The sequence below is a fragment of the Fictibacillus sp. S7 genome (assembly GCF_004127935.1).
GTDB classification, from domain to species: domain Bacteria; phylum Bacillota; class Bacilli; order Bacillales; family Fictibacillaceae; genus Fictibacillus_C; species Fictibacillus_C enclensis.
Genome location: NZ_QJKL01000001.1, coordinates 1299161 through 1312450, shown reverse-complemented (window position 1 = coordinate 1312450; position 13290 = coordinate 1299161). Strand labels below are relative to the sequence as shown.

Annotated in this window: 18 protein-coding genes; 12 read left to right on the top strand and 6 right to left on the bottom strand. The window is 43.2% G+C overall.

The window, feature by feature from the left end; translation table 11 throughout:
• Positions 1-33: 33 nt before the first annotated feature.
• On the bottom strand, positions 34-798 hold the full coding sequence (locus DMO16_RS06630; RefSeq protein WP_061969210.1) for an ATP-grasp domain-containing protein: 765 nt from the start codon (positions 796-798) through the stop codon (positions 34-36).
• Between the two features lie 158 nt (positions 799-956).
• Here DMO16_RS06630 and DMO16_RS06625 point away from each other — a divergent pair, with 158 nt between their 5' ends.
• The gene (locus DMO16_RS06625; protein ID WP_061969212.1) at positions 957-1397 is read left to right on the top strand and encodes a YlbF family regulator; all 441 of its coding nucleotides are present in this window, start codon (positions 957-959) and stop codon (positions 1395-1397) included.
• Between the two features lie 22 nt (positions 1398-1419).
• Here the strand turns inward: DMO16_RS06625 and DMO16_RS06620 are convergent, their stop codons facing one another.
• The gene (locus DMO16_RS06620) at positions 1420-1746 is read right to left on the bottom strand and encodes a hypothetical protein (RefSeq protein WP_129476120.1); all 327 of its coding nucleotides are present in this window, start codon (positions 1744-1746) and stop codon (positions 1420-1422) included.
• A gap of 92 nt (positions 1747-1838) precedes the next feature.
• On the opposite strand from DMO16_RS06620, the gene DMO16_RS06615 reads away from it, so the two are divergent.
• Entirely contained in the window at positions 1839-2114 is a 276-nt protein-coding gene (locus DMO16_RS06615; protein WP_061969216.1) for a YlbG family protein, read from the top strand.
• Positions 2115-2169: 55 nt separating this feature from the next.
• On the opposite strand, the gene DMO16_RS06610 is transcribed toward DMO16_RS06615, so the two are convergent.
• Positions 2170-2547, bottom strand: coding sequence for a DUF7147 family protein (locus DMO16_RS06610; RefSeq protein ID WP_061969218.1), 378 nt, complete (start codon positions 2545-2547; stop codon positions 2170-2172).
• Between the two features lie 355 nt (positions 2548-2902).
• Here DMO16_RS06610 and rsmD point away from each other — a divergent pair, with 355 nt between their 5' ends.
• Together rsmD and coaD are read left to right on the top strand one after the other, a co-directional pair.
• Complete coding sequence (gene rsmD / locus DMO16_RS06605) at positions 2903-3460, top strand: 16S rRNA (guanine(966)-N(2))-methyltransferase RsmD (protein WP_129476118.1); 558 nt, start codon at positions 2903-2905, stop codon at positions 3458-3460.
• A gap of 44 nt (positions 3461-3504) precedes the next feature.
• Complete coding sequence (gene coaD / locus DMO16_RS06600; protein WP_061969221.1) at positions 3505-3993, top strand: pantetheine-phosphate adenylyltransferase; 489 nt, start codon at positions 3505-3507, stop codon at positions 3991-3993.
• Here coaD and ylbJ read toward each other — a convergent pair.
• Positions 3990-5225 (bottom strand): sporulation integral membrane protein YlbJ, encoded by a 1236-nt coding sequence (gene ylbJ / locus DMO16_RS06595; RefSeq protein ID WP_240482282.1) that lies wholly within the window; start codon positions 5223-5225, stop codon positions 3990-3992. The two genes, coaD and ylbJ, sit on opposite strands and share 4 nt — an antisense overlap.
• A 121-nt stretch (positions 5226-5346) precedes the next feature.
• Here ylbJ and DMO16_RS06590 point away from each other — a divergent pair, with 121 nt between their 5' ends.
• On the top strand, positions 5347-6174 hold the full coding sequence (locus DMO16_RS06590) for a patatin-like phospholipase family protein (RefSeq protein ID WP_061969223.1): 828 nt from the start codon (positions 5347-5349) through the stop codon (positions 6172-6174).
• A complete protein-coding gene (locus tag DMO16_RS06585) occupies positions 6131-7183 on the top strand; it encodes a SepM family pheromone-processing serine protease (protein ID WP_129476115.1) in 1053 nt (350 codons plus the stop codon). Before DMO16_RS06590 ends, DMO16_RS06585 begins: the two co-directional genes overlap by 44 nt.
• A gap of 3 nt (positions 7184-7186) precedes the next feature.
• Here the strand turns inward: DMO16_RS06585 and DMO16_RS06580 are convergent, their stop codons facing one another.
• Positions 7187-8428: a nucleotidyltransferase gene (locus DMO16_RS06580; protein WP_129476113.1), complete on the bottom strand. Its 1242-nt coding sequence runs from the start codon at positions 8426-8428 to the stop codon at positions 7187-7189.
• Between the two features lie 146 nt (positions 8429-8574).
• Between DMO16_RS06580 and DMO16_RS06575 the strand changes: the two genes are divergently transcribed.
• The 4 genes from DMO16_RS06575 to DMO16_RS06560 all read left to right on the top strand — a co-directional run bounded on the left by DMO16_RS06575 (position 8575) and on the right by DMO16_RS06560 (position 10977).
• Positions 8575-9096, top strand: a complete 522-nt coding sequence (locus DMO16_RS06575) for a YceD family protein (protein ID WP_129476110.1) — start codon at positions 8575-8577, stop codon at positions 9094-9096.
• 55 nt (positions 9097-9151) lie between these two features.
• A complete protein-coding gene (rpmF, locus tag DMO16_RS06570) occupies positions 9152-9325 on the top strand; it encodes a 50S ribosomal protein L32 (protein WP_007202619.1) in 174 nt (57 codons plus the stop codon).
• Between the two features lie 133 nt (positions 9326-9458).
• The gene (locus DMO16_RS06565; protein ID WP_129476107.1) at positions 9459-10223 is read left to right on the top strand and encodes an enoyl-CoA hydratase/isomerase family protein; all 765 of its coding nucleotides are present in this window, start codon (positions 9459-9461) and stop codon (positions 10221-10223) included.
• Positions 10224-10371: 148 nt separating this feature from the next.
• On the top strand, positions 10372-10977 hold the full coding sequence (locus DMO16_RS06560) for an RsfA family transcriptional regulator (protein WP_129476104.1): 606 nt from the start codon (positions 10372-10374) through the stop codon (positions 10975-10977).
• A 45-nt stretch (positions 10978-11022) separates the two neighbouring features.
• Here the strand turns inward: DMO16_RS06560 and DMO16_RS06555 are convergent, their stop codons facing one another.
• Entirely contained in the window at positions 11023-11508 is a 486-nt protein-coding gene (locus tag DMO16_RS06555) for an N-acetyltransferase (protein ID WP_129476101.1), read from the bottom strand.
• 169 nt (positions 11509-11677) lie between these two features.
• Here DMO16_RS06555 and DMO16_RS06550 point away from each other — a divergent pair, with 169 nt between their 5' ends.
• Positions 11678-13030: an acetyl-CoA carboxylase biotin carboxylase subunit gene (locus DMO16_RS06550; protein ID WP_129476098.1), complete on the top strand. Its 1353-nt coding sequence runs from the start codon at positions 11678-11680 to the stop codon at positions 13028-13030.
• Between the two features lie 17 nt (positions 13031-13047).
• A complete protein-coding gene (locus DMO16_RS06545) occupies positions 13048-13260 on the top strand; it encodes an acetyl-CoA carboxylase biotin carboxyl carrier protein subunit (RefSeq protein WP_061969239.1) in 213 nt (70 codons plus the stop codon).
• Positions 13261-13290 lie beyond the last annotated feature (30 nt).

The window sequence follows — 13290 nt, the reverse complement described above, 5'->3', positions numbered from 1 at the left end:
GGCTTCTCCTCAAACATAAAAGCATGCTTACTGTCAGGCTTCTGCCTTTACCAGGTATTCATATATTTTTTTCTCGGGAGAAACTTCAAGGTGGTTAAATGCATGGTTCCCAAAAAGGACATTGAATTCGAGGATATAGTACTTGCCATTGGCGGCTACAATATCGAATCCCGCATGATTGACATTTAGCGCTTTGGCTGTCTGCCGGACAAGCTCCAGTGCCTCTTCCGGAATCTGGTCAAAAGAAATAGTCCCCCCCTGGCTGACATTGTTGTGAAAGCCGTTGCTTCCGATACGCCAATAGCTGCCAATGATTTCATCTCCTACGACACACACACGAAGATCACGGTCGATCGGCAAATATTCCTGAACATACAGTACATCGTTCGCTTCTGCATAATTGTAGAAGTCCTCTTCATTGTTAACAAGAAAAACGCCTTTGCCCATGGAGTTTCTGATTTCTTTGGCAACAAATGGGAAAGAGAAGGTTTCCAGGACTTTTTGTCTGCTATCTTTTGAATTGCCAAGTATCTCAGTATAAGGTACATTCTCTGGACACACTGTCCACAGAGCCCTCGTCATTTCCATTTTGCTGTAGCCCAGCTGGATGCTTTCAATGCTTGGGAAAATTCTTTTTTTCATTCCATAGACCAGGGAGTTGACTTGCCAGTTTTCAGGAAATAAAAGAACATCCGCTTGTTTTATCTTTTCTAGTTCTTTGAACATATGATCGGGTTTTACATATTGGACGTTGGGAATGCCAATCGTCCGGAATGGGTTAAACGTTACAAGTTTCATTCTTGTCCTCACTCTCAATATCATACAAACGAGAGTATTATACGTTTTTTTTGAGATCAGAGTCAATCCTGAATGTCATTTTTCTTTTAACTCGTTTCATATTCAGTTATAATGATAGAAATATTTATAGTTGAGTAAACCCATCAAGGAGTGAGAGGATGCTGGGAACAGTATTAGACGTAAGTCTTTTGGATGAATCTTATTTTCTCGGGAAAATGATAGCCGAATCAGAGGCCGCTATTCAATACCGGGGAACTAAATATAAACTGGAACAAGATACAGAAGCACAAAACCTGATCAAAGAATTCAACAAGGTGAAAGAATTGTATGAAGAAGTTCAGCGGTTTGGAAAATATCATCCAGACTATAAAACGGTTTCCACGAATGTGAGAGTGTTAAAACGGGAGCTTGACTTTAATGAGACCATCTCCAGTTTTAAAAAAGCTGAAAAGGAGCTGGAAAATCTGTTAAACGAATGCAGCTCGCTCATTGCGGGCAGTGTATCTGAACAAATTAAAGTTCCCACCGGGAATCCCTTTTTTGATTCACGAAGCTGTTCTGGCGGATGCGGAAGCGGAGGCGCATGCAGCTGCGGATAAGAGCTCAAACAGAGCTCTTATTTCATGTGGCGGATTGGTAGCGTATACAATCTTCGCAGAGGTTGCCGCAGCAAAACATTTTTTCCTGAGGAACAAGAAAGCGAAAACGGTAAACATATAGTAAAGCCTCTTTTCGTACGTAAATGATTTCCGCATTGAGCCGCATTCCTTTCATGGCACGGATGGCTTCCTGTTTGATCGTTTGTTCAATCATCTCTTTTGATACAGTGCCACTGGTCAGGATATAAAGGAATGGGAGGCCAGCAACCAGCTTTTTTTCAATGGAAACGATAAAATCTGCCTGGCGAAATGCGGTAAGAAAACGTGTCCATATGTCATCCAGGTTCATTTTTGCTTTCTCCTTTCCAATCTGGGATTAAATTGCAGGACGCTCTTAATCATGCTAGACTGAATGAAAAGATGGTGTTAAAGGAGTACATTATGATAGGTAATCGAATGGGTCTTGCGGTCTATTTGCATTCTCTGAAATTTTCCAAGCAGCTGAGGCGCTATGGAAATGTCCATTACATTTCAAAACGAATGAAATATGCCGTCATTTATTGTGATGCTGCAAAAATTGAAGAAGTAGCCAACAAACTGGAATCCCTCCATTTCGTTAAAGAAGTAAAGAGATCCCATAAGCATGAAATTAAAACAGAATATGAAAGCAAAATCCCGGATAAAGCCAAGGAATACGATTATAAAATGGGATTATAAAAAGTGATGACCCACGTGTTTTGGAAGGGGTCATCTTTTTTTACATGGGAGATTCTTAAATTAACGGGGGAATCAAGTAATTCAATCGCAAGATGCCCGTAAGGTAATGGTAATAAAGCTCCTTTTCCTGAAATTCGCCGGAAGACTTAACATCAAAGGTGATAATGTCCTTTTCTACGGCTCTGGCCAGATCTTCAAAAAGCTCATAGCGTTTGGATGGAACAGGAACGCCTTCACGGCAGAGGTAAAGCGGCTGGAAGTTACCTTCTGGGGCAGGATGAAGAACAACGAGTAGGGATGCTTGAGATCGTCCGTTTATATCAGTTTTAAGGCAGAGTAATTGGCTGATTCTATTTTGGTTGGAACGTGCAATTTCCAACAGTTCGTAAATATCGGAATATCCTTCACCAAGTTCAATAAATCGCTGGATCATAAGTAAATAAAGCCTCCTTCATGTTAAAACTGTATCACAGAAGGTACAGGCTGAAAAGGGTATGAAAAACGGGACATATAAAGATAAAAAAAACCCCGCAGACGATCTGCGGGGTGCCTTTAGGATTAGTAAACAATCACTATCGTTAAGGCGATGGGAGAGGAGAAACCGGAGGAAGAACTTATGGGGAAGTAAGTCTTCTCCGCGGTTGGCAACAACATCTTAGGGATGTTGTTATCTTTAGTATGACCGGGCAGGCATTTTCTATACGGGTTGCAGTGTTTATTCTGAAAAATTTGTGATAGGATAATGAAGAACTACAGACAAGTAATTATGAACGGTAAGGTGTGGGAAAATGAGAGTCATTTCAGGTGAATGCAAAGGGCGGCCTTTGAAGGCAGTACCGGGGCAAGGAACGCGGCCTACAACTGATAAAATCAAAGAATCCCTTTTTAATATTATTGGCCCTTATTTTGAGGGCGGTCTCGGACTGGATTTGTATGGTGGAAGCGGCGGTCTCGGAATTGAAGCGCTAAGCAGGGGAATGGACAAGATTATATTTGTCGACCGTGATGCCAAAGCAACAGAAGTTATGAAAAGTAATTTGAAAGCATGCGGTTATGAAGAACAAAGCGAGGTTTATAAAATAGAGTCACATCGTGCATTGAAGGCCCTGAAAAAAAGGGAGTTCGCCTTTGATCTGGTCTTGCTCGATCCGCCCTATGCGAGACAGCGTATCGCTGAGGATATCAAAAAACTCGATGAATACGGTTTATTGAATCGTGATGTGCAGGTGGTGGCTGAGCATGATCCTTCTGTCCGCTTGCCACAAGCGATCGGAAATTTAAAGAAAGTCAGAGAAGAAAACTACGGCAGTACGACGATATCGTTATACCGGCTGCAAGGTCAGTGAATATAGAGAAGTTATGCCTAAAAAGAGAGCATGAGGTGGTTGCATTGAATAAAAAAGCGGTGTGTTCGGGAAGTTTTGATCCTGTTACCCTCGGACATTTGGACATTATCAAACGGGGAGCCAACGTATTTGATGAAGTAATCGTCGTGGTTGCTAACAATCAGGGCAAAAAACCGTTGTTTTCTGTGGAAGAGAGAATTTCTCTGCTGCAAGAAGTAACGAGAGACCTTCCTAACGTGAGGGTGGATTCGTTCAGCGGACTTTTGATTGATTATGTCAAAAGTATAGGGGCCAATGTTATTTTGCGGGGACTCCGGGCGGTTTCGGATTTTGAATATGAAATGCAGATTGCTTCGATCAACAAAAAACTAAATGAAGAAATTGAAACTTTTTTTATGATGACAAACAATCAATATTCCTTTTTAAGCTCCAGTATCGTAAAAGAAGCGGCAAAATATCATGCCTCTGTAGCCGACCTTGTTCCACCTGCTGTCCAAGATGCATTGAAAGAAAAGTTTGGCACCCCCCGTTAATGAAAACGGGGGTGTTTTTTCTCTTTTGAGTGTTTGAGGCCCCACAGGAATATGGAGAGGATAAGAGCAGTAAGTGTGAGCAAGGAACCTATTTGCAAGAAATAATGGTAATAATGAGACCAGGGATACTGCTTTAGATGTCCATCCGCCCAGACTGCGATGGCGGATTTTGAATGTGGGGAGAGAAACACCGGAAACAGAATGGCGGAAAGAGCCGCAGCAAAAACACCATGGAGCAGTCTGGCCAGAAAGAAAGGCCGAAATGAGATATCGGTCTCCGATAGTATACTTGCCACCTGAGCCTGAACTGAAAATCCGCTGAATGCCAGGATAAAACTGACGACGATACATTGCTGCATCAATAAGGACGGACTTTGACTCGCCAGCTTGCTTCCCATTGTAATTTCAAATAATCCTGAGATGAATGGATAACTGAGAGAGCCCGAAATAGAAAAGACAGAAAGACCTTTCTCAAGGATATTGGAAAAAAGCGGGGTGATCGACAGGAGGCTCAGTACCCGGTTGATCACTGAAAATAATATAACAAATCCACCGATCATCAAGAGGGTAGAAATGGATGACTGAACCGCATCTCCCAAAAGCTTGCCGATTGGACGGCCGTCAGAAAGCCTGGCTTCGTGCATTTTTTGTAAGGCGCGAAGTGGCTGAACCCTGTGCAATGGGGTGGAAGTATTCTTTTCTTTTAAACGTCGCCTGCCATGAAATCTCATGGCAAGCCCGACAAGTATATTTCCCACATAGTGGCTCAAAGCAAGAACAATTCCAAGGGAAGGATTATTGAAAAAACCAACTGCAACCGCGCCAAAAATAAAGAGGGGATTTGAACAGTTCGTAAACGAGACGAGACGCTCTGCTTCAATGGTTGTAATTTGCTTTTCCTGCCATAATCTTGCGGTCAGTTTGGCACCTGCCGGGAAGCCGGATGAAAGTCCCATCGCCCATACAAACCCTCCGGATCCCGGCACTCTGAATAAAGGACGCATAAGAGGTTCGAACAGCACACCAAAAAAATGAACCACTCCAAATCCGATCAGGATTTCAGATAGAATAAAAAAGGGTAAAAGAGAAGGGAAAACTACATCCCACCACAATTTTAGTCCGTCAAGTGAGGCGCCGAAAGCCTCTTTGGGAAATATCATGACTGCACCTGCAAGGATAATCGCCGCGACCGAAAGAGCGATCGATTTAAAAAAATTCCATTTCACTTTGATCCCCCCGATCATAAAGAACAATCTCTGACCATACATCCCCTTGTCCATCCATATATTTATACGTATAGCTTAGGTTTTTAGACCATATCTTAAAAAGGACAACAGTTAGGAGGTAACCCCAATGCACAGGCCAATTGTCGGTTTGGCACTAGGTTCAGGAGGAGCACGGGGCTTTGCACATATCGGTGTGATCAAAGCGCTCCGTGAGGCGGGAATTCCCATTGACATGATCGCGGGAAGCAGCATGGGTGCACTTGTGGGAGCGATGGTGGGAATGGGCCATAATAATGAAAATCTCATAAAAATGGCAACTTTGTTTAAAAGAAAGTATTATATGGATTATACAGTTCCAAAAATGGGTTTTGTTTCTGGCAAAAAAATAAAGGAATTGATCCGGCTCCTTACACAAAATAAAAGGATAGAAGATACCATTATTCCGATTTCCATAGTAGCTACGGACCTGATCAAGGGCGAAAAAATCGTCTTTCGAAATGGACCGATTGCTGAAGCAGTCCGGGCCAGCATCTCTATACCGGGTATCTTTGTTCCCGAAAAGATAGATGGAAGGCTGCTGGTCGACGGGGGAGTCATTGAAAGGGTACCTGCTGCAGTCGTCAGGGAAATGGGTGCGGATATCGTGGTTGCTGTGGACATTTCCCATTTTAAAGCTCAGCCTGAGATGGCTTCCATTTTGGACGTGATTGTTCAAAGCATTGATATTATGCAAAGAGAGATTGTGCGGTATCATGAAATCTCTGCTGATATTATGGTGCGGCCCATGGTTGAACAATTCAGTTCCACCGCTTTTAAAAATGTGAACGAAATCATATCAATCGGGGAAGAGGCAGGAAAAAGCAAAATTGAGAGCATTAAGCATAAAATTGAGACCTGGAAGGAGAACAATCATGAAAGATACACAGAATCCCCGGAAGATGGGATGGGTCAATAGACTTTCACTGATCGGCATTATCGTAATTGCCCTAGTGATTGGCTTGTACCCATTGCCCTACTACGTAACATCACCTGGCAGTGCCAATGAACTGGCACCGATTATCCATGTCAAAGGCGGGGATAAAGAACAAGGAAGCTTTATGCTGACGACTGTCCGAATTGGCAAAGCCAATATTCCGCAGTATTTGTATGCAAAAGTAAGTGATTACAGGGAACTGCTTCCCGCTGATAATGTAAGAGCAGAAGACGAAACTGACGAAGAATACAATCAGCGCCAGCTGCAAATGATGCAGGACTCCCAGCACGCTGCTACCGTTGTTGCCTACAGGAAGGCCGGTAAGAAAGTGGATATCATCAGCAAAGGTGTCTACGTTACCGGCATCATTTCCGGCATGCCTGCCGAAGGGAAACTGAAGGTCGGAGACGAAATTGTGGAGCTCGAAGGAAAGCCGGTTAAAACAACAGAGGAGCTTTTGAAATGGTTGGCCGATAAGAAAGCGGGAGACAAAGTAAAACTGAAGGTGCTAAGAGGCAAGAAAACGCTGAACCGGACGGTGGCGCTTGAAAAATTCCCGAAAAAGCTGAGCCAGAATAACGAAAAACGGGCGGGAATTGGTATTACATATCCTGTGACAGACGTAGAAATCAAGGTAGACCCACCAATCAACATAAAAACGAGCGAAATTGGAGGACCATCAGCCGGACTTATGTTCTCTCTTGAAATTTTGAACCAGTTAACTGAGGGAGACATGACAAAGGGCCATAAAATTGCGGGTACCGGTACCATCAACATCAATGAGGAGGTTGGTCCAATTGGCGGCATCCAGCAAAAAATTGTTGCTGCTGACAAAGCGGGAGCTGAAATCTTCTTCGCACCGGTAAGCGACAATAATTATAAAGATGCCTTAAAGGCTGCCAAGGATATTAACACCTCCATGAAAATTGTTCCGGTTAAGAAAATGGATGATGCTCTGGATTATTTAAAAAAATTAAAAACTAAAAAATAAGGGTCAAATGAATAGACCCTTATCTTTTTGAAAGCGTAAAGGAGGGGTACTGTATTCCTCCTTTATTTTTTTTGTAAGAACGGTTTGCGGATAACCGCCGAAGTAAACCGCCGATACACGCTTTTCCAGGTCGATCAACGGGTGCTGCATTTTGGAAAGAGTCGTAAGAACGGGAAGATCCGCCTGCTTTTTAACGGCATTTAAATAGCATTGTCCTACATCGCTCATCCCCAGTATCCGGAGGTAAGGGGGACCTTCCTTTAAAGCCGCCTCTGCATCGGTTCTTGAGATATGATTCAGGATGTGAAGACACATGCGCTGCAGCCTTGTCCATGTGTATCGTTTGGTTTTTAAAGCAGTCATGAAAGAATGAAAAGAATCAGCGTGCCGGATGGTCTCCTTCAGCCGGTATTCCAAACCTTCTTCAACCTCATAAAGTTTTCGCAGTTCTTCAGCAGATGTAGCCAGCAGCTTGTAACGCAAGAGGGGAAACAGGGAATCCCATGTCGTGAACTGTCCATTTTCCTTCAGGTAGTGTGAAAGGATCAAGGATGTATCGGAAGGAACAGCTTGTTCAATGGAAGAAACGCAAGGCTTCTTGGAGCTATTCAAGGTTTTTCGAATGGCAGTTGCACTGGCAATCTGATGGGCGTCCATGCGTTCTTCATGGAAAGATGCACCAATGCGTTTGATGGTATGTGCCTCCATTGGTACATGGCTGTTAACGATCGCTTTTACATATTCCATTCCCAATATATTGTTTGGTTGTGATAAATCCAGGGCAGCGGAATCCCATGATAGGGAATCGGCGGCAAGAGAGGAAGCTTTAGGAAAGGAGTATCCTTGTTTGCTGTATGAATGGAACGCTTCATCATATAAATCCTTTTGCTTCTCCAATTGGGAGATCGTATGGTAAAATAAATCAATATTTCCGGACTCGCTTCCAAAACAAAGAGTCTTTGCTCTTAAGGCCTGAAGCAGTCTGACGCCCGCTTGTGCGAAAACCGGAGCAGGCGACACCGCGTACAAATAGGGAAGTTCTATAATAAGATCCGCGCCGCCCATAAGGGCTGTCTTTGCTCTTTCCCATTTAGACATAATGGCAGGTTCTCCACGCTGAAGAAAGTTGCCGCTCATGACTGCGATTATACAATCGCTTTCTGTTTGTTTTTTTGATAGTTGTAAATGATAAGAATGACCGTTATGAAATGGATTGTACTCAACGATGATGCCGCAGGCTTTCATGATCTGCCTCCTTGTTGATTGCTGTAATGGTACTTTTATTTTAACTTTAAATGCCTAAGCTTGAAAGAATATGCTGTAAAGATATTATGTTGACATTTCTCTTTATGGCCGATATAATTATTACTGTTGCCTTGAGGTGAAACGATATGAAATGGTCACTACAGGAATTAAAAAACTTTTATCGAAAACCGCTTGAATTTGATGAGTATGTTGATGCAAGTGAGCTTAAGTCGCTTGATAAAGAAATACGCGATATACCACCTGTTCATGTTAGCGGACATGCTGATGTAACACAGCAAAGAGCTACCTTTTACCTGAACATTCAGGGAGAAATGACGCTTCCTTGTGCGAATACATTAGCGGATGTCCATTTTCCATTTTCGATAAAAACAACCGAACTCTTTCTTCTTGATCCTTCCTATACGGTACCGGTGGATGAGGAGAACCTTCATACTGTAGAAGGTCACTTTCTCGATCTGATGCCATATATACAAGAGCAAATTCTGCTTGAAAAGCCGATCAAGGTGGTTGCCGGGGCTGATGCGCCGGATAAAAAAGCACCGCCTGAGGGAGAAGGATGGCAGGTCGTTACCGAGGAAGACCGCAAGAACCGGATTGACCCGAGACTTGCCGATCTTGCGAAGTTTTTTGACAAAGACAAATCGTAAAAAAATGGTGATCTGAATGATTCGGACCCATACCTATTTTAAGGAGGTGGATAACATGGCAGTACCTTTTCGCAGAACGTCCCAAACCCGCCAAGCCAAGCGCCGTACACACTACAAGCTTGAAATGCCTGGTATGGTAAAATGTCCACAATGTGGAGAATACAAACTATCTCACCGAGTATGCCGTGAATGCGGTTCTTACAAAGGAAAAGAAGTAATCAGCAAATAATGAAGAACGGGAAGCCCTATGAGGTTTCCTGTTTTTTTTTATTTTTTTTACGCAGTGGTGAACTCTTTGCTTGTTTAAAGGAGTTTTTCAGTTGAAAAACGAACTATATGGATGAAGCGAAGGGGGAATTTTTATGGTAAAAGTCTTGTATGAAATCAAGCAAAACATAGGCTGGATTACAATCAACCGGCCCCACGTGAGAAATGCCGTGGATTTTGAAGTCATCCAGCTATTGGAGAATTACATAGACCAAGCACGCCATAATGGCGATATTAAAATCCTGGTCATCAGGGGAGCAGGTCATGATGTATTCTGCGCGGGCGGTGATTTGAAAGCATTTTCCGGTCTAAAAACCTCAGATGAGGCATATAGCATGTTATCCAAGATGGGAAAGGTTTTAAAAAAGCTATTTTACTTTCCAAAGCCCACTGTGGCACTTTTGAATGGAACAGCAGTTGGAGGAGGGTGTGAGATTGCCGCGGCCTGTGATCTGCGAATTGCCTCGGCAAATGCCAAGGTGGGCTTCATTCAAGGAACACTGGGGATTACAACAGGATGGGGCGGAGGCACTTATCTGATGGAAAGAATCCCAAAACTGCAAGCTCTTGATTTGTTGTGGTCAGCCGGAAAAATCACGGCCAAACAAGCAGCAGAAAAAGGATTTTTGCAGCATTTAATCAAAAATGGAAGCCTGGTTGAAGAATGCTGCAGCTATTTGAACAGATATACAGAACACGCAGTTGAAGTACTTGAGGCCTATAAAAAAGTATATCTGGACAGCCTGAAAGGAAGAAACGTCGACAAAAGGGTGGAGGATGAAATAAAAGCGTGTGCCCAACTGTGGGAATCGGATGTTCATCACCATGCGGTTTCAGCCTTCTTTAATAACAATATTTAAGCGGATATTACGGTCAAATTGCTAAGTATAGTATCCTGGCGAATGGGAAAACGTACGATGGAGACGTTCATCTTACTAGAACTAAAGTCTATCTTATCTAGTAATAGCATATCTATGTAAAAACGACATAAACAATGGAGGGATTAGGTTGACTGTAGTTCGCCAGGATGCTTGGAACCAGGAAGAGGATGTATTGCTAGCAGAAGTTGTTCTTCGCCATATCAGAGAAGGGAGCACACAGCTTGCAGCGTTTGAAGAAGTGGGAGAAAAGCTTTCAAGAACATCTGCTGCCTGTGGGTTCCGATGGAACTCACTGATTCGCAAACGGTATGAATCTGCAATTGCCATTGCCAAAAGGCAAAGAAAAGAAAGAAGCAAAGGCAAAAGTACGTCCGAGGAAAGCAATGACCCGATGGTAGATCAGGCTGCAAAACAGGAAGATTATAGGGTTTCGAAAGAAAAGGTTTTGTCGTTGGATGATGTTATTGTCTTCCTGAAAAATTTCAAATCTTCCGAAGAAAGGCGTTCCGATCAAGAAATGATTAAACTCCGGAACCAGGTGGAAGAGCTAAAGTCCCAAAATGCCCAATACCAGACCCACCTTCAAAAACTGAATCATGAATACAAACTGGTATGTGAGGACTATAAGGCGCTCATTGAAATTATGGACCGGGCCAGAAAAATTGTCGGGACAGAGGAAGAATCCGGTTCTCTCATGTTTCAGGTGGAAGGACTTCAGAAACTGGAAAAATAAAAAAGATGGCGAACCCGCCATCTTTTTGCTGTCATGAGATCGGTTTTAACGTGTTTGTTCTGTAACACCCTTTGGAAAATAGACATATGGATTTTCCCCACGGTCTCGTTCTTCATTATACGTTACCGCTTCGAAGCCCATCTTCTCCCAAAAACCGCTTGATTGCTGTCTGCCATTCGTTTTGACAGGAAGGTTAAATGACTGCGCAAATTGAACGAGCGCTCTTCCATAGCCTTTGCCGTGGAATTGAGGCAGTACTTCAAGCTTCCACAACTCGAAATAATCCTGCGGAGGGCTAAAATAACGGTCGTAAGCAGCCTCAATTCGATATAAACTCATTCGGGCAACCAATTTGTCGCCAAAATAAATTCCGTAAAATGGAGACTCACTGTCATTTTCAATAATGTTGTCCTGAAGGTCTTCGAGCATCGACAATTCCTGTATGCCATATTCCTTGAACTGCTTGAACTCTTCAAGAGTTTTATAGTTGACTACCAAGCGTTTTACGGCGTACTTTTCTTTGGTGTTCATTTTCAGTTCCCCCTCTAATGACTCTGTTGAAGATCTCACTTTTAGTATATACTAATTATGCTAAAAATTCTTTAAAAAAGAAATATTCGTTTTGTTGGCGTTTCCGCAAAAGGAATTTTGGTTGGTTTTGTCGAAATAGCTTATTTAGGCAGCGAAGGGAGGATATATAGTGAAAAAAATACTAATTGCAAACAGGGGAGAAATAGCGGCCAGGATTGTACGCACCTGTCAAGAGATGGGGATAGAATCCATAGTGGTATATTCGGATGCTGACAAAGATTTGCCTTATGTACAGCAGGCCACACGCTCCTATCATCTTGGGGAGCCTCCGGTTGTAAAATCCTATTTGAATCAGGACAAAATCATTGAAATTGCCCAAAAGGAAAATGTGGACGCTATCCATCCGGGCTACGGCTTCCTTTCTGAAAATGGAACATTTGTTAAACAAATAGAAGAGCTCGGAATCACGTTTATCGGTCCGTCATGGCAAGTAGTAGAAGCTATGGGAGATAAGGTAGAGGCAAGACGAACGATGGAAAAAGCGGGGGTTCCGGTAGTGCCGGGAACGATCGATCCAATTAATGATGCAGAAGAAGCACTGACCATTGCCAGTCAAATAGGCTACCCAGTGATGCTGAAGGCAAGCGCAGGTGGCGGCGGAATTGGAATGGTAAAGTGTGACAATGAAGAAACATTAAAAAAACAATTTGTATCCAGCCAGCAAAGGGCCAAGATGTATTTTGGCAATGACCGCATGTTTATTGAAAAATACATCAGTCCGGCACGGCATATTGAAGTTCAGGTGTTTGGTGATCAACAGGGCAATGTCATCCATTTGTTCGAGAGAGATTGTTCCATTCAAAGGCGTCATCAAAAAGTTATTGAAGAATCGCCATCCCCGTATTTAACAGAGGAATTGCGCGTGAAGATGGGAAGAGCCGCAGTAAGGGCAGCTCAGTCGGTATCTTACACCAATGCCGGGACTGTCGAATTCATTGTCGACGAGAACGCAAATTTCTTTTTTCTGGAGATGAATACCCGGCTGCAGGTGGAGCATCCGGTTACCGAAATGACAACAGGCCTTGACCTGGTGAGGTGGCAGATCGAAGTCGCTGAAGGAAAACCACTGGCACTCCTGCAGAATGAAGTGCAGCAGCAAGGCCACAGTATCGAATTCCGTCTGTATGCTGAAGATCCGGCAAAGTTCCTGCCATCACCAGGAAAGATTAAGGATCTGCGCCTTCCGGAAGGAGAAGGAATCCGGATCGACGCTGGATATGAAAAAGGAAATACGGTTTCACCTTTCTACGATCCAATGATTGCGAAAATTATTGTAAGCGATTCCAACAGGGCCGATTGTCTCAAAAAAGCCTCTGAATTCTTTGATTCATTTTATTTGGAAGGTATCAAAACCAACGCCCCGCTGTTCAAAAAAATACTGGAAGATACCGATTTTCAACAAGGAAACTATACAACGGGTTTTTTAATGGAAAAGCCCAAGCTGATTGAACAAAACCAATAAGAGTGGAGTGTTTGAACATGAAACAGGTAACAGCATCTATGGCAGGAACAGTATGGAATATCGCGGTTTCAGAGGGGGATCAAGTCACTGCCGGGCAAAGTGTGGTTGTTCTTGAATCCATGAAAATGGAAATTCCTATTGAAGCGGAAGCAGCAGGTACGGTAGAAGAAATAAAAGTAGCCGTTGGGGATTTCGTAAATGAAGGAGATGTGCTGGTCACTCTGGCCTGATGGGTTGGATATGAACTGAACGAGCGCTCA

Bases quoted from the DNA above. Each gene is read 5' to 3' on its own strand.
- DMO16_RS06575 (WP_129476110.1), top strand. From the start codon at position 8,575: ATGAAATGGTCACTACAGGAATTAAAAAACTTTTATCGAAAACCGCTT.
- DMO16_RS06565 (WP_129476107.1), top strand. From the start codon at position 9,459: ATGGTAAAAGTCTTGTATGAAATCAAGCAAAACATAGGCTGGATTACA.
- DMO16_RS06615 (WP_061969216.1), top strand. From the start codon at position 1,839: ATGATAGGTAATCGAATGGGTCTTGCGGTCTATTTGCATTCTCTGAAA.
- DMO16_RS06590 (WP_061969223.1), top strand. From the start codon at position 5,347: ATGCACAGGCCAATTGTCGGTTTGGCACTAGGTTCAGGAGGAGCACGG.
- DMO16_RS06630 (WP_061969210.1), bottom strand. From the start codon at position 798: ATGAAACTTGTAACGTTTAACCCATTCCGGACGATTGGCATTCCCAAC.
- DMO16_RS06555 (WP_129476101.1), bottom strand. From the start codon at position 11,508: ATGAACACCAAAGAAAAGTACGCCGTAAAACGCTTGGTAGTCAACTAT.
- DMO16_RS06610 (WP_061969218.1), bottom strand. From the start codon at position 2,547: ATGATCCAGCGATTTATTGAACTTGGTGAAGGATATTCCGATATTTAC.
- DMO16_RS06625 (WP_061969212.1), top strand. From the start codon at position 957: ATGCTGGGAACAGTATTAGACGTAAGTCTTTTGGATGAATCTTATTTT.
- rsmD (WP_129476118.1), top strand. From the start codon at position 2,903: ATGAGAGTCATTTCAGGTGAATGCAAAGGGCGGCCTTTGAAGGCAGTA.
- DMO16_RS06545 (WP_061969239.1), top strand. From the start codon at position 13,048: ATGAAACAGGTAACAGCATCTATGGCAGGAACAGTATGGAATATCGCG.
- DMO16_RS06585 (WP_129476115.1), top strand. From the start codon at position 6,131: ATGAAAGATACACAGAATCCCCGGAAGATGGGATGGGTCAATAGACTT.
- DMO16_RS06620 (WP_129476120.1), bottom strand. From the start codon at position 1,746: ATGAACCTGGATGACATATGGACACGTTTTCTTACCGCATTTCGCCAG.
- rpmF (WP_007202619.1), top strand. From the start codon at position 9,152: ATGGCAGTACCTTTTCGCAGAACGTCCCAAACCCGCCAAGCCAAGCGC.
- DMO16_RS06580 (WP_129476113.1), bottom strand. From the start codon at position 8,428: ATGAAAGCCTGCGGCATCATCGTTGAGTACAATCCATTTCATAACGGT.